Source organism: Flavobacterium circumlabens (assembly GCF_004345565.1).
Classification (GTDB): domain Bacteria; phylum Bacteroidota; class Bacteroidia; order Flavobacteriales; family Flavobacteriaceae; genus Flavobacterium; species Flavobacterium circumlabens.
Genome location: NZ_SLWA01000007.1, coordinates 1 through 24,461, shown reverse-complemented (window position 1 = coordinate 24,461; position 24,461 = coordinate 1). Strand labels below are relative to the sequence as shown.

Annotated in this window: 24 protein-coding genes, 1 tRNA gene and 1 pseudogene; 8 read left to right on the top strand and 18 right to left on the bottom strand. The window is 36.3% G+C overall.

Features of this window, described 5'->3' with window-relative positions; translation table 11 throughout:
- Positions 1-201 precede the first annotated feature (201 nt).
- Genes EV142_RS16575 through EV142_RS16560 form a run of 4 tightly spaced genes read right to left on the bottom strand, consistent with a single transcriptional unit; the run spans position 202 to position 6,382 of the window.
- Entirely contained in the window at positions 202-1,713 is a 1,512-nt protein-coding gene (locus EV142_RS16575) for a RagB/SusD family nutrient uptake outer membrane protein (RefSeq protein WP_132036957.1), read from the bottom strand.
- 28 nt (positions 1,714-1,741) lie between these two features.
- Positions 1,742-4,741 carry a SusC/RagA family TonB-linked outer membrane protein gene (locus tag EV142_RS16570; RefSeq protein WP_164502535.1) on the bottom strand — a complete coding sequence of 1,000 codons (3,000 nt, stop codon included), beginning with the start codon at positions 4,739-4,741 and terminating at the stop codon, positions 1,742-1,744.
- 28 nt (positions 4,742-4,769) lie between these two features.
- On the bottom strand, positions 4,770-5,852 hold the full coding sequence (locus tag EV142_RS16565; RefSeq protein WP_132036956.1) for a hypothetical protein: 1,083 nt from the start codon (positions 5,850-5,852) through the stop codon (positions 4,770-4,772).
- 8 nt (positions 5,853-5,860) lie between these two features.
- Positions 5,861-6,382, bottom strand: a complete 522-nt coding sequence (locus EV142_RS16560; RefSeq protein WP_132036955.1) for a DUF5004 domain-containing protein — start codon at positions 6,380-6,382, stop codon at positions 5,861-5,863.
- A 480-nt stretch (positions 6,383-6,862) separates the two neighbouring features.
- On the opposite strand from EV142_RS16560, the gene EV142_RS16555 reads away from it, so the two are divergent.
- On the top strand, positions 6,863-8,461 hold the full coding sequence (locus EV142_RS16555; protein ID WP_132036954.1) for a DUF6377 domain-containing protein: 1,599 nt from the start codon (positions 6,863-6,865) through the stop codon (positions 8,459-8,461).
- A gap of 151 nt (positions 8,462-8,612) precedes the next feature.
- On the opposite strand, the gene EV142_RS16550 is transcribed toward EV142_RS16555, so the two are convergent.
- From EV142_RS16550 to EV142_RS16510, 10 genes are all read right to left on the bottom strand, one after another.
- Positions 8,613-9,836 (bottom strand): sterol desaturase family protein, encoded by a 1,224-nt coding sequence (locus EV142_RS16550; protein WP_132036953.1) that lies wholly within the window; start codon positions 9,834-9,836, stop codon positions 8,613-8,615.
- A 128-nt stretch (positions 9,837-9,964) separates the two neighbouring features.
- Complete coding sequence (locus tag EV142_RS16545; RefSeq protein WP_194100245.1) at positions 9,965-10,981, bottom strand: Glu/Leu/Phe/Val family dehydrogenase; 1,017 nt, start codon at positions 10,979-10,981, stop codon at positions 9,965-9,967.
- A gap of 421 nt (positions 10,982-11,402) precedes the next feature.
- Complete coding sequence (locus EV142_RS16540) at positions 11,403-12,257, bottom strand: DMT family transporter (protein ID WP_132036952.1); 855 nt, start codon at positions 12,255-12,257, stop codon at positions 11,403-11,405.
- Positions 12,258-12,320: 63 nt separating this feature from the next.
- A complete protein-coding gene (locus EV142_RS16535; protein WP_132036951.1) occupies positions 12,321-12,914 on the bottom strand; it encodes a 2OG-Fe(II) oxygenase in 594 nt (197 codons plus the stop codon).
- A gap of 177 nt (positions 12,915-13,091) precedes the next feature.
- Positions 13,092-14,555, bottom strand: a complete 1,464-nt coding sequence (locus tag EV142_RS16530) for a MoxR family ATPase (RefSeq protein WP_132037156.1) — start codon at positions 14,553-14,555, stop codon at positions 13,092-13,094.
- A 175-nt stretch (positions 14,556-14,730) separates the two neighbouring features.
- On the bottom strand, positions 14,731-15,849 hold the full coding sequence (locus EV142_RS16525; protein ID WP_132036950.1) for a vWA domain-containing protein: 1,119 nt from the start codon (positions 15,847-15,849) through the stop codon (positions 14,731-14,733).
- A gap of 105 nt (positions 15,850-15,954) precedes the next feature.
- Complete coding sequence (locus tag EV142_RS16520; RefSeq protein ID WP_132036949.1) at positions 15,955-16,335, bottom strand: YchJ family protein; 381 nt, start codon at positions 16,333-16,335, stop codon at positions 15,955-15,957.
- Positions 16,325-16,558 carry a hypothetical protein gene (locus EV142_RS16515; protein WP_132036948.1) on the bottom strand — a complete coding sequence of 78 codons (234 nt, stop codon included), beginning with the start codon at positions 16,556-16,558 and terminating at the stop codon, positions 16,325-16,327. The genes EV142_RS16520 and EV142_RS16515 overlap by 11 nt, the downstream gene beginning before the upstream one ends.
- 81 nt (positions 16,559-16,639) lie before the next feature.
- Positions 16,640-16,786, bottom strand: a complete 147-nt coding sequence (locus tag EV142_RS24160) for a hypothetical protein (RefSeq protein ID WP_164502534.1) — start codon at positions 16,784-16,786, stop codon at positions 16,640-16,642.
- Positions 16,786-17,325, bottom strand: coding sequence for a hypothetical protein (locus EV142_RS16510; RefSeq protein WP_132036947.1), 540 nt, complete (start codon positions 17,323-17,325; stop codon positions 16,786-16,788). Before EV142_RS16510 ends, EV142_RS24160 begins: the two co-directional genes overlap by 1 nt.
- 89 nt (positions 17,326-17,414) lie before the next feature.
- Here EV142_RS16510 and EV142_RS16505 point away from each other — a divergent pair, with 89 nt between their 5' ends.
- From EV142_RS16505 to EV142_RS16480, 6 genes and pseudogenes are all read left to right on the top strand, one after another.
- Entirely contained in the window at positions 17,415-17,666 is a 252-nt protein-coding gene (locus EV142_RS16505) for a hypothetical protein (protein ID WP_127336708.1), read from the top strand.
- Between the two features lie 220 nt (positions 17,667-17,886).
- Positions 17,887-18,327 (top strand): KTSC domain-containing protein, encoded by a 441-nt coding sequence (locus EV142_RS16500; RefSeq protein ID WP_132036946.1) that lies wholly within the window; start codon positions 17,887-17,889, stop codon positions 18,325-18,327.
- Positions 18,328-18,587: 260 nt separating this feature from the next.
- Entirely contained in the window at positions 18,588-19,349 is a 762-nt protein-coding gene (locus tag EV142_RS16495; RefSeq protein ID WP_132036945.1) for a DUF4369 domain-containing protein, read from the top strand.
- An 18-nt stretch (positions 19,350-19,367) separates the two neighbouring features.
- Positions 19,368-19,754: pseudogene (locus EV142_RS16490) on the top strand (peroxiredoxin family protein); the annotation flags it as partial.
- Between the two features lie 186 nt (positions 19,755-19,940).
- Positions 19,941-20,021: transfer RNA gene (locus EV142_RS16485), tRNA-Tyr, on the top strand.
- A 291-nt stretch (positions 20,022-20,312) separates the two neighbouring features.
- The gene (locus EV142_RS16480; protein WP_132036944.1) at positions 20,313-21,620 is read left to right on the top strand and encodes a site-specific integrase; all 1,308 of its coding nucleotides are present in this window, start codon (positions 20,313-20,315) and stop codon (positions 21,618-21,620) included.
- Between the two features lie 41 nt (positions 21,621-21,661).
- On the opposite strand, the gene EV142_RS16475 is transcribed toward EV142_RS16480, so the two are convergent.
- From EV142_RS16475 to EV142_RS16460, 4 genes are read right to left on the bottom strand one after another with little or no spacing between them, the layout of a single operon-like run.
- Positions 21,662-21,946, bottom strand: a complete 285-nt coding sequence (locus EV142_RS16475; protein WP_238698743.1) for a hypothetical protein — start codon at positions 21,944-21,946, stop codon at positions 21,662-21,664.
- Between the two features lie 22 nt (positions 21,947-21,968).
- Complete coding sequence (locus EV142_RS16470; protein ID WP_132036943.1) at positions 21,969-22,244, bottom strand: DNA-binding protein; 276 nt, start codon at positions 22,242-22,244, stop codon at positions 21,969-21,971.
- A 35-nt stretch (positions 22,245-22,279) separates the two neighbouring features.
- The gene (locus EV142_RS16465; RefSeq protein ID WP_132036942.1) at positions 22,280-22,582 is read right to left on the bottom strand and encodes a hypothetical protein; all 303 of its coding nucleotides are present in this window, start codon (positions 22,580-22,582) and stop codon (positions 22,280-22,282) included.
- A 5-nt stretch (positions 22,583-22,587) separates the two neighbouring features.
- Complete coding sequence (locus EV142_RS16460; protein WP_238698742.1) at positions 22,588-23,049, bottom strand: hypothetical protein; 462 nt, start codon at positions 23,047-23,049, stop codon at positions 22,588-22,590.
- A gap of 20 nt (positions 23,050-23,069) precedes the next feature.
- Between EV142_RS16460 and EV142_RS16455 the strand changes: the two genes are divergently transcribed.
- On the top strand, positions 23,070-24,359 hold the full coding sequence (locus EV142_RS16455; RefSeq protein ID WP_132036941.1) for a relaxase/mobilization nuclease domain-containing protein: 1,290 nt from the start codon (positions 23,070-23,072) through the stop codon (positions 24,357-24,359).
- Positions 24,360-24,461: the final 102 nt, after the last annotated feature.

The window sequence follows — 24,461 nt, the reverse complement described above, 5'->3', positions numbered from 1 at the left end:
TTAATATTCTCTTTTTTTTACCAGTCCCGATAGCTATCGGGATCAGAGATTAAAAAAGATTTTATGTACTGTTTTCTTAACTTTAGAATCTGTGAGAATCTTTTTAATCTGTGGCTAAAAATATTTTTTTTGGAAAGTGAGTATTTAAAAATATGTCAGCCTTCCGCGACTAACCAACAGGGAAGACTGACATTCCAGAATCTAATTTACAGGATACCCGGGATTCTGAACCAGATTTTTATTGGTCGTTAAAACACTGCTTGGGATCGGAAAAATAGCCCTGGTTTTAGGAGTTGCTCCTTTTTCCCACCATGGTAAAAAGAAAGTTCCAAAACGGATGTTATCTGTTCTTCTTCTTCCTTCAAAAGTAAATTCCTTAAGTAATTCCTGATCAATGAAATTAAGATCGATTGTTGCCGGCATTTCTTCTCCCGCACGTGCTGTTATTTGTTGTAAAAATGGTTTTGCTAAATCTGCGGAACCTAAACGTACATAACATTCTGCCTGCATCATTAGGATTTCGGCATAACGAATGAGTACAAAATCATGGTCACGTTCCCAGTTTTCTCCGGCTTTCATTTCATATTTACCTAAACGGATTCCTTCATTTTCTTTAGCATCGGCTAAACTTGTCAGGTTCTCTGTGTAAGTAAGCGGTTCTCCGTTATCCATAATAATGACAGAGCCAGTTGCCAGATTGATCTGATCACCTGCAACCATACATTTTTTTCTTTTATCGGTATCGGCAAAGGCAGAATAAACTCCCGGTTGTGCACACATTCCGTTGGCACTCCACGGATAATTTCCTGTTGGCGAAAGCGTTAGTTTGTGCAAATAATGACAAGACATGGAACTCATATAATTCCCTACTGTTCCCGCTTTTGAATCGTACGGAATGGCAAAAATAATTTCAGTCGAAGTTTGATTTTCTGTTGCAAAATTGGCGAAGAAATCCGGTGTCAAAGTATAACCTGTAACTTTCTGGCACATGGACAGGCAATCCTGCCAACGCGCTGTCCCGATGAATGCTTCTGAATTAAGATACAACCTGGCCAAAATAGAATAGGCCACATTTTTGGTCAGTTTAGAATATACAATGTTAGAATTCAAATACGGAATGGCATCCAGCAATTCTTTCTCTACAAAATCATACACCTGTTTTCTTGTCGAATTAGACGGTAAATCCAGGTCTTCAAAATTGGTTACGATTGGCACATTACCAAACATATCCAAAAGATTGTAATAGTAGTAGGCTCTTAACGCTTTTAACTCCGCATAAATCGGTGTTTTTGCCTGAGTGGTCAGGGAAGATTTGTCAATTTGATAAATGATCGCATTGATTTTGGCAATTCCGGTGTAATTATAACGCCAGGCCGAAAGGATCATTCTGTTGTCTGCTTTCCAGGTATGTTTTTGTGCGTCCTGATATTGTCCGCCGTCATACCAGTTGGTTCCTCTGGTTGGAATGGTAGCTTCATCAGACACCACTTCATTCAAAAAGAAAACATATTCGCAAGTTGGATAATTATTGGATATCCCGTCTGCAAATCCTCTTAACGAAGAATAGGCTCCACCTACCAGCGCATCAATTTCTTTTGGAGTGTTTCCAAAATTTCCGTCTTCTACTTTATCATACAGATCTTCATTCAAATTTGTACATGACACCGTAAAAAGCATGCTTAAAAGTATCGCTGCTGTTATTTTGATTTTCATTTTTAATATTTTATGGTTATCAATTCGCTTAGTTATTCAGCGTAAAATTTAATCCAACAGAAATCGTTGTTGGTCGTGGATAATTGTTGTATCGGTCAATTCCAGGCGAGGCTAATCCGGTTTGGTCTGCACCATCCTGTGCATTTAAACCAATTTCCGGATCCACTCCTTTATAATTTGTAAATACAGCAAGGTTTTCTCCCATTAGATAAATTCTGAGCTTAGAGCTTTTGTATTTCAAGGGTAATGTATACCCAACAGAAAGGGTCTGAAGCCTGAAGAAAGAAGCATCCTCTATCCAGTAGCTGGAGTATTTCGGCGCTGAAGTGATTCCGCTTGACAGGAAATCATCCGGAACGTTGAAAGCCGGTAATCTGTTCGGATCGTTCAGCATCATATTGGTCGCATTTAAGGCTTTTTGTCCAAACATTCCGTATCCTGAAATACCAAGATCAAAATTTCCGTAGGTAAAGTTCATTCCGATTCCTAAAGTCAGATCCGGCTGTACATTTCCTAAATCTTTTTTATCTGCATCCACCAAAGCACTCTCTGCTACCGTCTCCCCTGCGGCATTGTAGTATAACATTTTTCCATCGGCATCCAGTCCTGCACTTTGAAAACCCCAGAAAGTTCCAACCGGATATCCTTCAGCAATAACCTGCGAATATTGTCCGGACATCCCTGCTAATCCGTGTAAAGAGCCGCTGTAGATGACATCTGTTTTATACGTTGGATTTGATAATTTTTCAATTTTCTGAATGTTGTGCCCTAAAGTCAGATTCGCATCCCAGGTAAACTTATCGCCTTTGATGATGTTGGCATTCAAAGTAAGTTCCACACCTTTATTGGACATTTCACCCACGTTGGCCAGCATTGTTCCTACTAAATAAGGAGGCTGTGGTACTTCGTAGGTATATAATAAATCTTTTGTCGTTTTGGAATACCATTCGAATGAACCCGTAATTCTGTTGAATAAACCGAAATCTACCCCAATATTAATTTGTTGCGTGGATTCCCATTTCAGATCAGCATTCGGGTTTTGTTTCGGAGAATAAGCTAAACTCCATGTCTTCGTAACCGGATCGTAATAACTGTCGTTTCCAACTCCTAAAATAGAAAGTGATTTGTATTCCCCAATTCCGTCCTGATTACCGGTAACTCCGTAACCTACTCTTAGTTTCAGGTTATCCAGCCAGCCTTTGGAAGAACTCATAAATTCTTCACCTGAAATTTTCCAGGCAGCAGAAGCAGACGGGAAAGTTCCCCATTTGTTGTTTTCTCCAAAGCGGCTTGAACCGTCACGTCTTACCGTAGCAGTCAGAAGATATTTTCCGTCGTAAGAATAATTCGCACGCGCAAAAAACGAAACCAGGTTTGATTTCCCTTTATAGGAATACACATCGCCCAAACGATAATTGTAACCGGCACCTAAGTTATTATAGCCAAAAGCATCTGTTACAAAACCACTTCTTTGTGCTCCGAAACCTTCATATATATTTTCAAAATAGGAATATCCGGCTAAGGCTCCAATCGTATGTTTGTCTAAAGTTTTGTTGTAATTCACAAAGATTTCACCCTGCGCGTTGGTGTATTCTGCATAGGTTCTTTGTGCGTAGCCATCTTCTGTTCTCCCTTCCATAACGGCGTAGGATGGTTTGTATGTTCCACCTTTTACGGCATTATGTTCCAGGGAAATATTAGCTGAAGCTGTAAAATCGCTCAGGAATTTAACTTCCGTTTTAAAATATCCCAAAAGTCTGTGTCTCTCATTATCAACAGTTCTGTTGGTTAGAATTTCAACCGGGTTTTCATAGATATTTCCACTCACAGAAGAAAAATTTCCATTGGCGTCATAGACCGGAATCGTTGGATTTAAATTGTAAGCACGTTCAAAAATCCTGTAATCGATAGGATTCCATTTATCGATATTGGCAAACAATCCCATATCAAATTTCACGTCTTTGTTATCGCCAAGATATTGGTAAGCGCTAACGTTTCCGCTGATTCTTTCCAGGCCGGATTTTTTTATAACCCCTTCATTATTCAAATACGAAATCGAAGTTCTGAAACCGCTGTCTGCTTTTCCGGAATTGATACTTAAAGTGTGGGATTGTGAAATAGCGGTCTGTTCGATGGCTTTCTGCCAGTTGGTATTTCCACCATAATCAACAGCATCCGTATTTCCGGTATCACGTACATAACCTCTCCATTGATTGGCAGATAAAAGATCTAAATTATCTGCAACGTAACCAATACTCGATAAGCCGCTGTAAACGACAGAAACTCCTTTTGTCCCTGATTTGGTTGTAATCATGATGACTCCGTTGGCACCTCTTGAACCGTAAATAGCCGTTGCCGAAGCATCTTTTAAAACGTCTACCGATTTGATATCGGAAGGCTGAACCACATTAATATCAACTCCTGCAATACCATCAACCACGATCAACGGACTGTTACTTGCTGTAAGCGAAGTTCCCCCACGCAAACGGATTGTAGCACCTGCAGCCGGATCACCGGAGGGACGAATAATATTCAATCCCGCTACTTTTCCCTGCAAAACCTGCTCGGTTGAAGAGATGGTTCCTTTTACTAAATCATCTGCTCCAACGGTAGAAATGGCACCTGTTAAGTCTGATTTTTTTACTTTTCCGTATCCCACAGAAACGACCTGAACTTCTGCCAGTGTATAACCGTCATTTTGCAGACGAACATCAAGATTAGCAGTTGTTCCGGTGATCTGAACTTTTTGGGTTGTGGAGCCTATAAATGACACTTCGATGGCACTTCCTACCGCTACCTGCAAAGTAAATTTTCCGTCAAAGTCTGTAGTTGTTCCGTTTTTGGTTCCCACCTCAATAACAGAAGCTCCCGGCAATACACTTCCGGTATTGTCGTAAACGGTTCCTGATACCTGCTTTTTTCCCTGGGCAAAAACTCCTGCCGAAAGAAAAAGCATGAATATCATCAATACCGCCGATTTAGTAGTCCACATCAGATGCAGGACTCCTTTTATATTTTTACTATTCATTAGAATTGGTGTTTAATTTGATAGTGAATTATTTGTCTAAAGTTTTAAGGGGAATCGACGTATCCGAAATTGTTTTGTCTTTGTTATCTTTTACCAGGACATGAATTTCAGTTAAATTCGGAACTCCGTTTAGTTCTGAAACTAAATTGACAAATCCTTTGATCTCAGCAGTTCCTCCCGAAAACTCACCAGAAAAGGTTTTACTGCCGGCTGTAATGGTGTAAATCAATTTGTTTACCCCCGATTCATTGTTTTTTCTTGACATTCCCAAAAAGTCTTTCTGACTGATCTGTAAAGGGAAAAAAGCAAAAACAGGCGGCGGTGGCGGCACAAATTCGCCTGCATATATAATCTGATCACCGGAATTAGTGGTCCAGTCTTTTGCTACCATTAAAAACGTAATGTTTTCCATAACAAAACCAGGTTCCGTATTATAATATTCCTGTGGAATCAAATCCATTCTGTAAAAACCATTTCCTAAATCCTTTAGTTTTGTTTTTTCAGAAACTTCCGGAAGCCACGCCTGATATTCCTGCAAAACAGCCCAGTTGTTTAAACCACTATGGAAGTGAACACTTGGAACTCCGGCGAAACCGTCTTTTAAATTCGAATTAAATAAAATACTTACCGGTTTATCAATTGTTGGTTTGGCCGGATAGGATCTGATTAATTCGTTTGCTGTATAAAAGGAGGAAAAATCAGTATACGTCATGTTGGCAACATCACTTTGCTTCGATCCGTTTTTGTTTTTTAAACGGAACCAAAAACCTGCACTTGCTGCGATTTCCTCGGGAGTTTTACCAAAATACGCCGTTGGGGTCAGCTTAAAACTCCAGATTTTATCACCTTCGTATTTTAGTTTGGCAAAATCAGAAGAGTTTTCCCAGTTGCCCGCATCAGGCTCAGATGGGGACCAAATCCAGATGTAAAGATCTTCAGTTTCTGCAAACGTGGTTCCTGAAAGATCAAAATACCAGGTTACTGCTTCATCATATTTGTACACTACCGGATAGGATGACATTGGTCCCACAGCACCGGCATTTTCCTGGGCCGTTAGAAAATTCGGAGCCATCAACAGGGCAAGTAAAATTGTATATATAAACTTTTTCATATTACTTTTTAATTAATAGCATTTAATTTGAATACATAAGACACAAAATCCACTCCGCCGGAAGTACGCATCAGCTGAAGCTGCATTTCTTCATTTTTACCCGGAACTGAAATTATCCTGAGTTCATCTGTTTTTTGAGTTTTCTGAGCATCGCTGTACAAATAGATTCGTATTGCACTGGCATTGGTCTGCTGAAAATCTGAGCTTAATGCCCAATATCCTTTGGGAGCAAATAATGGAGGAACATTTCCGGTAACTTCATAACTTGTAGGCCTGTTTTGTGCGTCTGCTACGAAGTTGATTTTAAAATCTTCGTAATTAAAATAGGTACTCAAGTTTTCTTCGTTTGGTTCGATTTTACTTGCTTTCGCAAATTCATCAACCATTTTCAGATTTGTTAATCCCCAGTTGCCGTTTACTTTTTCATAAATGGTAATGGGATCAACGTGGCTTCCGTCGTCAGTGTTATCACAGCCAATGGCTGTTAAACTCATCACAACAGCCAACCAATAAATACTTTTACATCTCATAAATTTGTGGTTTGATTGTTAGTTTTTTTATTCCTAAAGGACAGAGCGAAGCTATACGTTAAATAAATCTTAAAAAAAATATCTGAGAAAAATCAAGATAAAAATCAAACAAAAAACATAACAACTATTTAATAATCAATTATTTAAGATATTTTTACAAGAGCAAAAATCAAGACATTGTTTAGATAAAAAATGGCATTTGATTAATGGTATAAATGACAATATCAAAATTAAAGTGTATATTTTTTTCACTATGCATATATATAATTGCTTTTTATTGTATAATTGCAAATTATTAAACTACTTTTAACATTTAGAGCCCGTTTTTAAATAAACTAACCCTTGTTTTTAAATGTGTTACGTCTCAATTTTCTAAATTCTAAAAGTTATCAGGTCTGAGCTCTCAGGCTTATGTTGAATTAAAAACGAATTAACTCACACCAACCAAAAACTATTTTTATCCTAAACCAAAACATGACTATGCAAAGAATATTAATTCTGTATTTTTTCATTGCAGGTTTTTCTCTCACTGCGAAAGAGACAGATCCTGTTCTGGAAGAATTAGATAAAGTGCTCCTTAAAAAGGAAGTATATCTCAAAAAGAAATATCAGAAGATAGAAGCACTAAAAAAAAATGTATCCAAATTTACACTGAGCCAGAACAACACCGCCCTTTATAATTGCTATATGTCGCTGTTTGAAGAATACAAATCTTTTAAATATGATTCCGCTTATTATTATTTAGAAGAAGCAAAGATTAAGGCGATTGTGCTGAAAGATCCCAAATACCTGGCCAAAAGCCGAATTAAAGAAGGTTTCGTACTCCTTTCCTCCGGTTTATTTAAAGAAGCTATTGATACTTTGAATGTCGTTGACGACAAAAAACTGGACTCACAAAACAAATTTGAGTATTACAATATAAAAGCGCGTGCTTATTATGATTTAGCCGATTATAACCGTGATCAGCGTTTTAACATTCACTATGTACAACAGGGAAATCATTTTCTGAAAAAGGCATTAGAATTAATCGGAACGAACACCAACGAATATTGGGCCGCCGAAAGTCTGAAAAGACTCAAGCAGCAGGATTGGCGTGGTGCCGAATTTGCCTTCAGCTATTGGATTAATAATTATGATCTGCCTCCCGATTATTACGGAATTGCAACTTCAAGTCTGGGTTACATTTACTCAGAAAGAGGATACACCAAAAAAGCCGTTCATTACCTGGCACTTGCTGCTATTGCTGACGTAAAAAATGCGACCAAAGAAACCGTCGCCTTGCGAAATCTGGCCAATGAACTCTTTAAAATGGGGTATCTCGACAAAGCCAACGAATACATTAATATTGCTATGGATGATGCTACTTTTTACAACGCCAGACACCGCAAAATTGAGATTTCGTCTATTTTGCCAATCATCGAAAAAGCACAACTGAATAATGTAAAAGAAAAGAATGATAAACTGGAAAGAATTATTATTCTGTTAACGATACTGACCGTGATTATCATTTTGTTTTCGATCATTATTTTCAAGCAACTAAAAGAAAGAAATAAGGCGAGAAAAATAATGGCTTCTTCATATAGTCAGCTGCAGGAGATGAACATCAGCCTGAGCGAGGCCAATGCTATTAAGGAAGAATACATTACCTATTTTATCAAAGCAACATCGGCATTCATTAATAAAATAGATCATATTCAGAAAAGTACGCTTCATAAGATCATTACAAAGAAAACAGATGAAGTGATTGCGAGTTTAAAACGCTATAATGTAAAGGAAGAACGCGAGAATTTATTCCATCAGTTTGATGAAATCTTCCTGAAGTTATTCCCGACTTTTGTGACCGATTTCAATCATTTATTTCCGAATGACCATAAATGCATTGTAAAAAAAGGCGAACTCTTAAACACCGAGCTTCGAATTTTCGCATTGTATCGACTGGGAATTCAGGACAGCAGCCAAATGGCTGAATTTCTGGAACTTTCCGTAGCTACAATCTATACGTACAAAACAAGAATCAAAAGCAAATCCGACTTTAAAGATACTTTTGAAGAGAAAATCATGGCGATTAAAACCATATAATTTTAAAAAAAAGCCACAGATTGCACAGATTCACATAGATTAAAAAATCTTTTAAAATCCGTAAATCAGTGGCAAAAAAAAAAAAAAAAAACGACACCCTTTCAAATACCGCTTTTTTCTATACTTTTCACACCTCACTTCTCACTTCTATTCAGTCCGAAGATTCCAACTGAAGCACCACATTCTGATACCGTTTACCCAAGGAGAATAATTGTTCAGCGAAAATCATAATTCCTAGTGGGATAAAGAAAAAGGTGATTAAATTTTCTTCGTACAGGAAATAGACCGCGATCATGTAAATTCGGGCATATTCGAGATAATAAATCCATTTTCGCTGTTCCAGTAAAGCACCACAATTAATTAGCGTAATCAATATAATCGACAGCACAAAAACCTTATCAAAACCATTTAAAAATTCAAAATAATAGGTAAAAACCGTTAGCAAAAAAGTCGAAATTCCCAACTGGATATAAAGATAATTTTTAAATCGAAGTCGCTGATTCGGATTCGCTTTATCCTGTAAAAACCGTTTTTCCAGCAGGGGCCGAATGTCCTGATCCATATGTGCGGGGCTTCCAAAAACTGCTTTCCATTTTTCTTTGAAATGTGTGGAGCGTTTCATCAATTCATAAATTTCAAAGTAATAGTGAAAATGCTGCCATAAGAAACTGTAGCTTTTCAACGGATGCGTCAATCCATATTTTGGTTTTTCCTCTTCCGTCTGGAAAGTCCCGAAAAGTCGGTCCCAGAAAGTAAACATATCCCCATAGTTTTTATCCAGATATTTCTCATCGGAGGCGTGATGGACTCCATGAACAGAAGGCGTAACAAAAACATATTCCAGCCACTTTATTTTTCCGATAAGCTGTGTATGCGTAAAAAAAGAATAAGCACCATGAACAATCAGCATTGTTATGACCATTGTTGGATGAAACCCTACAAACGGAAGAACACACCAAAATCCAGTCCGGATAACAGCCTGAAAAGTAGTAATTCTCGCTGCAGCGGTAAAATTAAATTCTTCACTATGATGATGCACAATATGAGCTGCCCAGAAAAAATTGACTTCATGTCCTAACCTGTGGTACCAATACCAGACAAAATCGGTTGCGAGAATTAAGGCAGACCAGACAAAAAAATTCGATGGAATATCAAAAATCCGATAATTATTATAAATGAAATAATAGGACTGATAGAAACTCGCCGCTTTAAACAGGTTAATTAATCTTTCGGCAATACCAATACTAATATTCGAAACAGAGCTTTCGTAATTAAAAATTTCCGGTCTTTTTTTTCGTTGCGCTATCTTAAATTCAATAAATAAAAAAAGAAAAAAGGCAGGCATTGCGAAAGCAAGAAAATTAATATGTTCCATTTTTAAAAATTACTTTGTTGTATTATAAATATGTCAGGAAGAAGATATTTTCATCAATTGATACCATCCCATTCACAGAAAAGTATCAATTGATGAAAATTATCCAGGTCTAATTTTAGAGTAAATTTTTAATTCTGTTTATACTTTGGACTATCTGCCGCCACTTCTTTTACAGACTGCGTTTCAGCCACTTTTTTCAATGCAATAATATAAGCCGCAATACGAGGCGTTACATCATATTTTGCTGCAACTCTAAAAACGGTATCAAAACCTTTTTCCAATATATCTTCCAGACGCTTGTTGATCTGGTGAATTCTCCGGTATCCTTTTATTGATTTATTATTCAGATTGTAATACAATATCAGTTCCGGGATATTGAGTCCGTCCGGATTATAAAAAGCTTCAGAAACATCACTTACGGCGACAATTTTCAATCCTTTTTCGAATAAAAACAAAGCCGAATGCAAACCAACATTCCCAAAACCCTGAATCGCAGCCGTAGCTCTTGCAGGTCTGATTTTTAGCTTTTGAAGCGCCAGAATACTGATGATGCTTACACCGCGCCCTGTTGCTTCTACTCTTCCCAAAGAACCTCCGGAATGCAGGTGTTTTCCGGTCACTACGGCATGAATCGTTTTGCCGTGTACCAATGAAAATTCATCCATGAGCCAGCCCATTTCGTCAGGTCCGGTTCCCATATCGGGAGCAGGAACATCTTTTTCAGGTCCGAAGATATCAGCTAATGCTTTGGTATAGGCTCTGGTTATTTTTTCCAATTCTGTTTTGGAAAGGGTTCTCGGATCACAAATGATTCCGCCCTTTGCACCTCCAAAAGGAATTCCTGTTACAGCAGATTTCCAGGTCATCCAGGCAGCCAGTGCTTTGACTTCATCCAGATTAACACCTGTATCGTAACGAATTCCGCCTTTTGACGGTCCAAGTGCCGTATTGTGAATGACGCGGTATCCTTCAAAATTTTGAATTGTTCCATTGTCTAAGGTTATAGCGAAATTCACAACGATTTGCTTTTCCGGACGCTGCAATTTCTGCCTGATGGATTCCTCTAAATTAAGAATATCAGCGGCGATATTAAAGCGATCAATCATAGATTGAAAGGGATTCTGTTTTATTATTTCTGCACTCATTTTATATATCTTTTAAATTGGGGTTGTTTATTTTTGTTCAGCTTTTCTAATTGTTTCAACGGATACAACATGGTATTTTTATCAGACAGCACTGCATCATTATGTTGGTATTTCTATTTGATCGCATCTTATAATTTTTTAATAATTCCAAAAAAAGCCTTTCATGGTGCATGAAAGGCTAAAAAAAAAATAACTAACAAGTCCATTTTCTATTAAGGCCATTTCATTACAGCGTTCATCATGCAACACATCGTGAAGCTGCACATAAACGGAATGCTATTTTGGCTATAGTTTTTCATTGTCATTGCAAATCTATATAAATTACTTTATATATTCTATGGAATTAGTAGAATTAATTTTAAACAAAATGAATTCTACTACAAAAAAGCCTGTAAATAAAGACTTTATACAAGTAAAAAAATTACTTCAATTGTGAAAAAACAATAAAAATAATGGAAATTAGAGCTAAAATGATTCCGACGAAGTTAATTTTGGACAGTTTTTCTTTAAAAAAAAGAAGACCAACCACGCTGCCAAGAATGATAACTCCCATGTTCATTCCTGCAAAAACAGTCGAAGGATTCTCAGAGAATGCTTTATGTGCTTTCAGATAAAACAAAATATTTCCGAAATTAAAAAGGCCTACCAAAGCTCCAAAAAGAATATTTTTAGATTCGAATCTGGCTTTTTTAATGACAAACTCATAAGCAGCAATAAATACCGCAACAAGCAATGCAATTGCAAAAACTACAAATAGTGAAGTAGTATAAGGTAAAGTCGTGTAAAGAGCAATTTGTTTAAAAAGGATATCAATAACACCAAAGCCAAACAAAACAATTGCCGGATACATCCACTTGTTCCCCGTATTTGTGGCTTGTTTTTTTAAGATGAATAAAAGTGCCAGAAAACCCGTCAGAAGCCCAATTACTTTATAACTGTTGAATTCTTCCTTAAAAATAAACCAGGCAGCCAAAATAGGGATAAATAACGACAATCTTTGGGCCGCATCTGTCTTTACGATTCCCATATGTTTTATAGAAGCTACTAAAAACAGAAAAACAGCAGGCAGCAAAACACCAATGGCGATATAAATGATCCAGGGCGAATTAACAGTAACTTCCTTAAGATCCGGACTAAAAGTAAAATAACAAAGCAGCATTGCAAACACATAATTGAAAGCGACAATCTGGGTTGGATTCGTATTGTATTTTCTGGTGATTTTAAAAATAACGCCCACCACAACACTGCAAATAATACTTAAAACGAGAAATAACATAAGGTTCTTTTTGAATGCAAAAATAACGTTTATCTCTTTTATAACTTCTAAAAAAAAAGAATATTAATCACTCTTAAGCCAGCCTGTAATACTCATTCGCGTATTCTGAGTCACTAAAACTTCGTGTACCAGTTCGTCACTTTTAAAAAAAACAGTTTTACCCTGTGTTGGTGAAATCTTCTGATTATTATTCACCTGATGAATCAGCAATTCTCCGCCATCGGCTTCCTGCCAATTGCTGTTGAGATAACTGATCATGGAATATTTACGACTGGGATTATTTTTGAACTGATCCAAATGTTTCAGGTAAAAATCTCCTTTTTCGTATAAGGCATAATGAAACTCGTAACCTGTAATTCCGGTATAGCAGCTTTCATTAAGGTATAGTATAAAAGCATCAATTTTGGCAAAAAATTCATTCTCGAAAACATTATTGTGATTTTTATCCAGCCAGTAAATCGAGTCGCTTCTGATGGCACCGTCATACGACAGTTTATCCGAGTTTCCAATTCCGGCGCTTAACAATAAATTTTTCTGATTTAAATCGAGTAAATTTTGTTTTAAATGATTTGCTAATTCAGGGGTTAAAAAATGCTCCGCTATACCTACTTTATTTTCGATGTACGAAGCGATCAAATCTTCAAAACTATCTTCCATTATATTTTTAGGAAAGACTGCAATTACAGTCAACGGAACAAGGTAGTTGATTTTAAAGTGGTAAAGGGATTTTTAGAAATAATAAACTGTTGAAACATAATTTACTAAGTTTAAAAAACAAACCCGACAGGTTTTAAAAACGTGTCAGGTTTTGAAATTCTTTAATATCACAAGTATTTACAACTTACTGATGTAACTTCCATACATATCTTTGAACTGGTGTCCTTTTGCAAAACGATCCTTGCTCAATTTTTTATATTCAACCAGTGCCCATAAAATAAATTCTTTCATGAAATACTGATCTTTTTTATCCAGTTGAGGCTGGTACTTTTTCAATAAAACATCTAAAGGCGTAACTTCGTCTAAGATATCCTGATATTCTTTATCCGAGCAATCGTCTAACAATTCGAAACCACTTTCTGCAAAGAACCATTCGATCAAATCAGAATAAGGAGTTTTTTCTCCGGGTTTTTCTAATTTTTCAATTTTAGGAAAATGCTCCGAAAACAAAGTTCTGACGGCCAAACCTATCAGAGTCTGAGCTACGGAAGCTGCTCCCTCCTGCTCTCCTTCGTAAACCAATTCGACTTTTCCGGTAATAGCAGGAATGATTCCGATAAAATCTGACAAACGCAAGGTGGTTTTATCTGCTCCGGCTATCAAAGCACGACGTTCTGCGGTACTAATTAAATTTTCGAAAGCCGTAATACTCATTCTGGCACTGACACCACTTTTATTGTCAATATATTCGCTGTCACGCGCTTCAAAACTTATTTGCTCTAATATATCTTTAGCCAGACTTGGAACATAGACGGTTTCACTTTGATTTTGATCTAATTTGGCTTCCTGCTCAGTAATTGTTCTGGCAATTTTTACAGTTTCAGGATAATGCGTTAAGATTTGAGAACCAATTCTATCCTTCAACGGAGTAACAATACTTCCTCTGTTGGTGTAATCTTCAGGATTTGCAGTGAAAACAAACTGCATATCAAGCGGCATTCTCAATTTGAAACCTCTGATCTGAATATCGCCTTCCTGCAAAATATTAAACAAAGCCACCTGAATTCTGGCTTGTAAATCCGGTAATTCGTTAATTACAAAAATACAGCGATTGGCCCTTGGAATCATTCCGAAATGAATCACGCGGTCGTCTGCATACGATAATTTCAAATTTGCCGCTTTAATCGGATCGACATCGCCAATTAAATCGGCCACTGTTACATCCGGAGTAGCCAGTTTTTCGAAAAATCGTTCACTTCTGTGCAACCATAAAATTGGAGTTTCATCTCCTTTTTCCGCAATTAGATCTTTTGCAAAACGGGAAATCGGATTTAAAGGATCGTCATTGATTTCAGAACCCGAAACAAACGGAATATACTCGTCTAACAATTCAATCATTTTTCGGGCCAGACGCGTTTTTGCCTGTCCGCGAAGTCCTAATAAATTGATATTGTGGCGTGATAAAATGGCTCTCTCCAATTCCGGGATTACTGTATTTTCGAAACCATGTACCTCTTCAAAAACAGCTTGTCCGGATTTGATTTTCTCCCGAAGATTATTTCGTAATTCGTCTTTGATACCTATACTTTTATATCCTGAGGCTTTTAACTGACCTAATGTATTTATATTGTTTATTTCCATTTTTATTGAAATATCTATTTTGTTATTTATCATTTTTTTTGTGCAAATGCACCTGCTGCGAATTAACTTTGAAAAGACGCACTGCTGTGCTCCTCTGCGTTGAAACCTTTATCCATTTAAAAATGCTTCGACTCTGCTCAGCATGACAACTGAAAACTGAGACTGACACTGAAAACTACCGAACCCTCTTCTTCCTATTCGTTTCGTAATCTTCAAAAATCATTTCGCCTAAACCTTTAAGTCCGGTATAAAATGCTTTTCCCTGATTGGCTTCTGTAAAATGATTGACAAAACGCTGTAAGTAAGGATCGTTGGCAATCATAAAAGTCGTAATCGGAATGTGTAATTTTCGGGCTTGCTGTGCCTGTGTGTAACATTTGTCTACAATATAGTCGTCAAGACCGTTGCTGTTCATGTAATACGAACCATCCCGTTCGCGAACGCAGCTTGGTTTCCCGTCGGTAATCATAAAAATTTGTTTGTTGGTATTTCGCTTTCTGCGTAAAATATCCATTGCAAGCTGAAGTCCCGCAACCGTATTGGTATGATAAGGTCCCACTTGCAAATACGGTAAGTCTTTAATCGGAATTGTCCACGCATCGTTTCCGAAAACCAGAATGTCCAATGTATCTTTCGGATAACGTGTCGTGATTAATTCGGCTAAAGCCATGGCTACTTTCTTGGCCGGGGTGATTCGGTCTTCTCCATACAAAATCATACTGTGGCTGATATCGATCATCAGAACCGTACTCATTTGTGCTTTGTACTGCGTTTCTTCTACCACCAAATCGTTTTCGGTAAGCATAAAGCTTTCCACTCCATTGTTGATTTGGGCGTTTCTCAAGCTTTCTGTTAAAGAAATACGCTCTAAACCGTCTCCAAAATTAAACTCACGGAATTCTCCTGTATGCTCATCACCATTTCCGGCATGTTTGGTTTTGTGATTTCCGCTTCCGGAACGTTTCAAATTACCAAAAATCTGATCTAAGGCCTGCTGCCTTATTGCACGTTCTGTTTTAGCAGTGATTCCAAATCCTGGCGTACCATCGTCTTTGGCTTCGTCTTTTATGTAACCTTTCTTTTTTAAATCTTCGATAAAATCATCGATTGTGTAGTTTTCATCGGTAAGTTTATACTCGATATCCAGCTCCCTGAGCCAGTCTATGGCTTCATCAAAATCGCCCGAAGTATGGGTGATCAGCTCTTTGAAAATGCCAAAAAGTTTTTCAAACGGAGACTGAAACGGTGCTTCGTAAGTCTTAAAGTAAAAACCTTTTTTAAATTCGTTTTTCATAATTCTAAAATTACGGTTTTTTAGAATTACGAAAAAAGAAACGTTTATTAATTTTTAGTTAAAAAAACACCATGAAATAGACGGAAATTACTCCTAAATTATAAATTATTCAAACTTTCCATCCACATAAAACCAACCCTCCTTTTCGAATCTGAAAGTCGAAAATTCGTAATGTGTCTGAGGTTGTCGATCTGCATTTAAAAAATAAGCCTTAAATTCAACCGTATCTTCAGACGAACTTAAAATTTCTAATTTTTGCCACTGGTTACTGGTTGCCCATTTCAGGATCTCAGTTTTTGAATAATATTGCCTTTCTGAAACATGTGTCGTTTCCAGAAGATAATCGGCATTGTGAGTCGCATAAGCCGAATATCGGGAGCGCATTAAAGCTAATGCAGTTGGCGCTTTTTGATTTTGCTCCAGGTACAATCCACAACAAGCATTAAACGATAAGCCCGTATCGCAAAAACATTTTTTACTCTCCATCAACCTCTTCTTCACCATTGATTTTCACATGCAGCTGGTTCAGTAAAACCTGATACCTGCTGATTTCTCTTAAATCTTCGTCTTCCTCGGCGTGATCCAACAGTTCATCTAAAGTTTCATTTACTTCCAGTAATTTATTATTGGCTTCTTTGTCATTTTTCGCTGCAATCAGGTCAATTATCTCCTGCACACTTACTTTTAAGTCTTCGAATTTTGTATTCATATCTACTTTGTTTTTTTGTTTCAGGTTTCAAGTTCCAGGTTTCACTTCTCCCTTTTTACTTTTCACTTGAAACTACTTTTTCTATTCTTCCTTTTTATCTTCGTTAAACTTTCTCACAATTTCTTTTAGCTTTTCTTTTCGTGAGATTACAGCCTGTTTGGCTTTGTCTTGCGCTTTATGGAGCTTATCATTGTGTTTTTTAATATTTCTTTCGTTGTTGCGTCCCATTATATTTCTCTTTTAATTTCGTCTAATGTTTTTTCGGTAAAAATCAATTCGGTGATTATCTTCTCTCTCAAAATATCGATGTCTTCCTCAAAATATTTCGCCCAGGAAGTTAATTGCTGCAAATTCCTGATTTGCTTGATTCGTTTTGTGGTTTCGAAACCCGTTCTTAAAACTGCTTTTTTATCATAATCCGGATTATTTCGGTGCTGATAATTAACCGTGTTTTTTTCGAAATCTGCCTGAATATAATACAATTTATCAGTAGCATTGTCCGGATAGAATTCATTCCAGGCAGCAAAACCAATTTTAGTTTTCGATGGCGTTTCCGGTTCCATTGCGACCAGACGCCATTTACTGTTGGCTAGTCTTCCCCAATGATTCGAAACCCTGTACATCCCTTTTTCGGTATAATAATAGGTGCTTCCGGCTTTACTTTCGAACTGGATTTTTAAACCTGTTACAGCATCCGGTGAAACTTCATTAAAAACACAAAATGTATTTTTGAAAGAATTCGGATGGGGTCTAAAGTTTTTTTGCATGTGCAAATATACTGAGATTGTCTTAAACTGCCCAAACCAAACGATATATTGATTAACTTTGCAGCTTCAATTCTAAAAATAAAAAAGTCATGTCGAAAGGATCACACGAAAAAATGTTGCAAAAAGGAGTTTATACCGGCATCATTGAGAAAGATGAAAACAATAATTATTTTTGTGGAGAATATCTTTTAGATTACAAATTAGCGCATTCCAATTTTAATGTAGGCGATATGATCACCATTAAATCTGTTATTGAAAATCCAAGCGATATCAGCTACGACAAATATCCTAAAAAGTCTAAAAACTTCGATAAGGCCAATTACAAGCCGGAACAGAAGTAGTTTTTAGTTTTCAGTCGCAGCCGTGGTCATGTTTTACCTGTATGTTAAAACTGAAACTGTAAACTGAGACTGAAGACTGAGACTGAGACTATAAAAATTACGAATATTTTTTCCTTCAAAACTAAAAAGTTAAAAAAAAGTGTACCTTTGCAAAAAATTTGTCGTTTTGAAGTATTAAATACACATTTCAAACTAATAGACAATAAGTTACCTTTTATTTATGAAAAAAATAGTTGAATACCGTAAGTTATTAAATGTAGAAAAAACTGCAGAACTAAAAGATTTAAAAACCATCTATCGTAATGCGATGAAAGAATCACATCCTGATAAATTTCAAGGTGATGATGCTGGTTTGAAAGCTGCGGAAGAAAAAAGTAAAGCGATCATTGAGGCTTATCACTTTTTGGTAAGCATTAATCCTGAAACGATTAAAGCTAACTTACCGGAATACACGGAAACAATTTCGACTTGTTCAATTACAGATTATAAATTTGTTGATGGTCGTTTAATTATCGATTTCTCTAACGGTAGCGTTTACGAATACATCAGTGTTCCTAAAGCTACTTATGTAAAAATGGTAAATGCAGATTCTCCAGGAAGATTTGCTAAAAGACATATTCTCAACTCTTTTACGTGGAGAAAAAAAACAAATCAGGAATAGATTTATATCCAAATTATCTATAAAAGCATTCTGGCAACAGGATGCTTTTTTTATGCTTTAAAATTAAAATTTTATGCTTTTAGCGCCACAATTATACTATTATTAAAATTTTTTAGTTAAATTTCACAGATAAATACTCTGATAACATGCTAATTAAGCACAAAAAAACTATAACAAAATTTTAGGCAACAAAATTCTTTATATTTTATATTTTTAGATACTTTTGTTGCACAAATCAATTAACTAATTAATTTTTTATAATGAAAAAAATATTTTTTTTACTTACTGCTTCTATAGCAATCATTTCATGCAGCAAAGTTAAAGACGGAGAGTACCTAATTACAGGAACTGCAAAAGGAATCGAAAACGGAAAAACTATCATTCTTCAAGGTCAGGATCCTACTACAAAAATGGCAGTAGCGCTTGATACTGTAAAAGTTGAAAACGGAAAATTTGAAATAAAAGGAAAAGTAACTGAACCAGCTTTCCATACGTTAATCCTTCAGGGTGCTAACGGACCAATCCCTTTTATCTTAGAAACCGGAGAAATCAATATTGCTATTGACAAAGACAGTATCCATAAATCTAAAATTTCCGGAACTTACAATAACGATGAGTATGTAAAATTCAATGACGAACTTACTAAAACTCAAAAAAGACTAGCTGATTTTCAGAAAAACAATACTCAGAAAATGCAAGCAGCTCAACAAGCTCAGGATACTGCAACTATCAATGGTTTGATGAAACAATACGTGACTATTCAAACTGAAGTACAAGCTGATTCTAAAAAGAAATATGTAGCTTACGCTGAAACTCACCCAAAATCATTTATTTCTGCTTTGATCATTCAGGGTATGTTGGGAGATCCTTCTACTGATGCTAAAAAAGCGGAGGCTTTATACAATTCTTTAGATGAGTCATTAAAAAATACTGCTCCTGGTAAAGAAATCAAAACAAAAATCGGTCAAGCAAAAATGCCTGCAGTTGGTGCAACAGCTCCTCCTGCTGGTGACGCTAAATGAAGATCAGATTTTTCTGCGCCTAATCCCGAAGGGAAAGTAATTTCTCTTAAACAGAGTTTAGGTAAAGTAACAATTGTTGATTTCTGGGCTTCATGGTGTGGACCGTGCAGAAAAGAAAATCCTAACGTTGTCGCTATTTATAAAGAGCTACATGCAAAAGGACTCAATATTGTTGGTGTTTCTTTAGACAAAGAAGCTGGTGCCTGGAAAGAAGCTATCGCAAAAGATGGCTTAACATGGACACAGGTTTCTAACTTAAAATACTGGGACGAACCAATCGCTAAACAATACAATGTTGAATCGATTCCCGCAACTTTTATACTTGATGCAACAGGAAAAGTAGTTGCCCAAGACTTAAGAGGTCCTGAATTAAGAGCAAAAATCTTAGAGCTTTTAGCTAAATAATACCAATATTCAGCATAAAATAAAAAAATCTCCCTGGTGGAGATTTTTTTATTTTATTCAATACCAACCAATTAAAAAATATCTTGAAAATAACTTAAAATTAAGTGTGATTTTAGTTTGTAAACATCAAAAACGTTTATATATTTGCAACCGCTTAGCACAACAAAGCGCATCAATACAAGCTTCGGGGAGATACTCAAGCGGCCAACGAGGGCAGACTGTAAATCTGCTGTGTAAACTTCGCAGGTTCGAATCCTGCTCTCCCCACGGAAAGGCCGAAAAGCCGGAAAACTTAAAGTTTTCAATCTTTTCAAAAAGCCTTAAAAAATGTCTTAAAGCCAGTAAATCCGATGATTTACTGGCTTTTTTGCTTTATTGCCTGTTTTCAATATTTATAAATGCTCGCAAAATTAAAGGTGCAGAATCGGTGCACTTTCCGGCTCACAGAAAAGTGCACCAGAAACAGCAAAAATCCCTTACTTTATAGGGGTTAACGAGATTAACGACTTGATTTGAAAGTGATATTATTCTACATTTATTAATTTAAAAAGTAGGATTATGTTGGAAAGCAGTTTTGGTTTGGGATTCTTTTTAAAAAGACCCAAAATAGAAAGTAGAGAATGGATCGTATATTTCAGAATAACTGTTGACGGTATCCGTAAGGAAGGTTCAACTAAGAGAAGATGGGATAATACACGATGGGATCAAAGGTTCGAAAGAGCGGTCGGATCAAAGGAAGATGCAAAGTCGTTGAACTTCTTTTTGGATTCGCTGACTTTAAAAATCAATGAAATCAAAACCGAAATGATGTACAGCGGCAAAACCATAACCGCTGAGAAAATTATGGACGAGGTTCTGGGAAGGACAGGGCCAAAGATTAAGGTGCTCGAAGAATTTCAAAAGCATAACGATGAAATGGAGGCGCTTCTTGGAAAAGGCTATGCAAAAGGCACCCTTGACCGGTTTACCATTACTAAAAACCATTTAACAGCTTTTATCAAATTCAAGCTTAAAAAGCACGATCTTGAATTTGCGGATTTGAATCTTGAGTTTGTAAAGGACTTCGAGTTTTACCTTAGAACTGTACGCGACTGCAGCAACAACACAACCCTAAAGTATATTGCAAATTTCAAAAAGATTGTAATCCGCGCCATTGATAAGGAATTAATCACCAAGGACCCATTTAAGAACTTTAAGGGACGTAAAACAAAACTGGTAAAAAAACCACTCACCGCACAGGAATTGTACGAACTTGAAAGTCATTATTTCACGACTGACAGGCTTAATGTCGTAAGGGATGTATTTGTCTTCCAATGCTACACCGGACTGGCTTACATCGATGCATACCAATTAAAAAAGACTGATATCAAAAAAGGTATTGACGGAAACCTGTGGATTATGTCTGAAAGGCAGAAAACCAATTCTTCATTTAATGTCCCTCTGCTTCCTCAGGCACTAAAAATAATTGAAAAGTATAAAGACCACCCGCTCTGTATTCAGTGTGGCACGGTACTGCCTGTTTCTTCAAATCAGAAAATGAACGAATATCTGAAAGAAGTTGCAGTTTTATGCGGATTTCCTTTTACGCTCAACACGCATATGGCCCGCCGAACTTTTGGAAGCACGGTAACTCTCAATAACAATGTTCCAATAAATGTCGTAAAGGAACTACTCGGCCATGCATCGGTAAAACAGACCGAGGCCTATGCCATAACAGAGCAGGCAACAATCGGACGTGAAATGTCCATTCTGAATAAAAAACTCAACAAAACCGCTTCAAAGATTTCAAAACCCGATTTAGCGGTTCTGGGAAGACTTGAAAAAGAAATCCAGGCAATCAAAAAGAAATACAACATTTCTTCGTGATAAATAATTTCAAAATATATTTAAACTTAAAAGAGACTACCTCAAATATTTTGAGATAGTCTCTTTTTATATAGTTTAACTTCACTTTTATAACCTGGATGATAAGATGGGGTGTACTTAATGTATCCTAAATCCTGAAGCTGTTTAAAATACTTATGATAAGTTGGCAGTGTATTCACATGTGAGAGTTCCATAATTTTACTGCGGCTGACTTTAATCCTTCTTCTCTGCCCCTGCCTGTACCCTAATCCTAATATTGCTATTAAAATCGACAAATGCCAGACATTTAGTTTAGGATCATTACTATACATTGACAGATAACTCATTATATAGCTTTCTTTTAATCTTTTAGTGTTTATCATCATCAAAAAGTTTTCGAAGATCTTCTTTATTGTAATAATACGAGCCAAGCACTTTTTTAAATCGGACTTTTTGGCTTGTTCTAAGATTCTGAACTGAACCTGCTGAAATATCAAGCAGTTTTCTCACAGACTTACTTTTAATCCACTCTGGTTCCAAAGTTTCTTTCCGTTCAGAATCCTTATCTTTAAATACAGCCTGTATTTTATCAACTAGAAGAAGACCAAACTGTCTCAGATCTTCCTTGGTTACAATTTCATTCATAATACAATTTCATAAAATTATTAATTGCAGAACCTTTAATTGTCCGCATCAGCTAAAAACAAAAAATATACTTCACTGCCACGATTTTTTTTAAAAGATGGTCTATACTTTATGTATCCATACTGATGAAGTTCCTGGACACATTTATGATACGTATTTGCTGAAGAAACTTTAGCAATAACAATAATCTCCGAGCTAAAGACAAAAATTGGATTAATGAAGCCCTTAACGGATCTAAATTGTAATAGAGCTGCATAAATGGCAATATGCATCGGACTAATCCGGTAATCATTCTCTATTGCGGTAAAAAAATCCGATAAAGGCTTTATTTTTTCCATAACTTTTAAAGTGAAGGAGTTTTTCTTTTCTTTACTTTATTATCTTTCCTCCCTGAATCACCTTCATCAGAATCTAGATTTTTTTTTTGATCTTTAGATACTGATTCTTTTTGAGATTCAGCCTTTTTTTCTTCCTTGCTCTCTCGATGATTAATTCTTTGTAAATTTTCATCATAAACATTAACAGTCTTAAACTGGGGATTTGCCTCCACAAACATTTTACTTTCAGTACCGCCGACAACAAAAGTCGCCGACTGAAGGTTTCCTTTTTTAAGGGAATTTAAAAGGTCTTCTTTATACTGCGGAGTATTGAGCTCTTTGATTGAATGTTTTGCCAGACTTGCTTCCAAATCATACCCATAATTCTGATGGTATTGGTTCAGCTTAAAATTACCATTGTCAGATTGTTTAAAGTCGATTTTCAGCCAAAAATCATAAATAATAAGATAGACCAGATTGAAAGCCATACCTCAAAAATTACCTACAAATGGTTGCAATCATAAAAACAAGTCATTCCATTCGTAGTGTTTTTTACTACAATGAGAACAAAGTCAAAGCTGGGGTTGCCGAGTGTATCACAGCAGGAAACTATCCTTCGGATGTTGAAAAATTGAGCGATACCATGAAACTCAATCGGTTTATAAAACGTGCGGAATTAAACGAAAATGTAAAGTGCAATACAGTTCATATTTCCTTGAATTTTGACCCATCGGAAAAACATTCCAAAGAAAAACTAATAGCCATTGCCGATATGTATATGGAGAAAATAGGATTCTCAGAACAGCCTTATTTAGTATACCAGCATCATGATGCAGGACATGCGCATTTGCATGTGGTTTCCATAAATATCCAAAAAGATGGCAAACGTATTGATCTGCATCACTTAGGAATCAGAAAATCAGAACCTGCAAGAAAGGAGATTGAAGAACAATTTGGGCTCATAAAAGCAGAAGGACAAAAACAGAAAGAAGCATTTACTTTAGAGCCTATTTCAATGGGAAGGATTCAATATGGAAAGACTGAATCTAAAAAAGCTATTCTTAATGTTCTGAACACTGTTTTGAACCATTATAAGTATTCAAGCCTAGCTGAACTTAATGCAGTACTAAAGCAATACAATGTTCTGGCTGACCGTGGTAATGAAAATTCCAAAATATTTTCAGCAAAAGGATTGGTATACCGCATACTAAATGAGCAAGGCAAACCAATTGGTGTTCCAATAAAATCGAGTAGTTTTTATAACAAACCGACTTTGAAATTTTTAGAGCAGAAATTTAAAGATAATCAGATAAGAAAAACGACGGATAAGTTGCATGTAAAAAATGCTATTAATACGGCGCTCTTGAACGAGAAAGCAATGCCTGTGAGCAAACTTGCAAAGCTATTGGAAAAAGAGGGGATTTATGCCATTTTTAGACGAAGTATGGAAGGTCAGCTTTATGGCATTACTTTTATTGACCATATAACAAAAAACGTTTTTAATGGCAGTAGCCTGGGAAAAGAATACAGTGCAAAAGCTATAGAAGAGCGATGCGGAATGAATATTGCTGGTGAAGGAAAAGTAAATCAGATTTATGATAAACTCCCATCTAAAGAATTGTTGATTGATGACCTTCAATATCAAAAAGACACAATTACTATCCCAAATTTGGTCAAGCTGTTGGATCTGATTACACGTGCTGAATATTCTTCAGATTATATAGCAAAGCAGTTTAAACAAAAGAAGAAAAGAAGAAAAGAAGAATCCAAAGGAGGATTTAAAAAGTTAAGGGTATGAAAATAACCCCTTAACATTGTCTCCATTTTTTGTTAGCACATCCAGGCCTGCTTAACATCAGGGAGAAACTCCTCCAATTCAATAGTGAAATACTAAAACTCA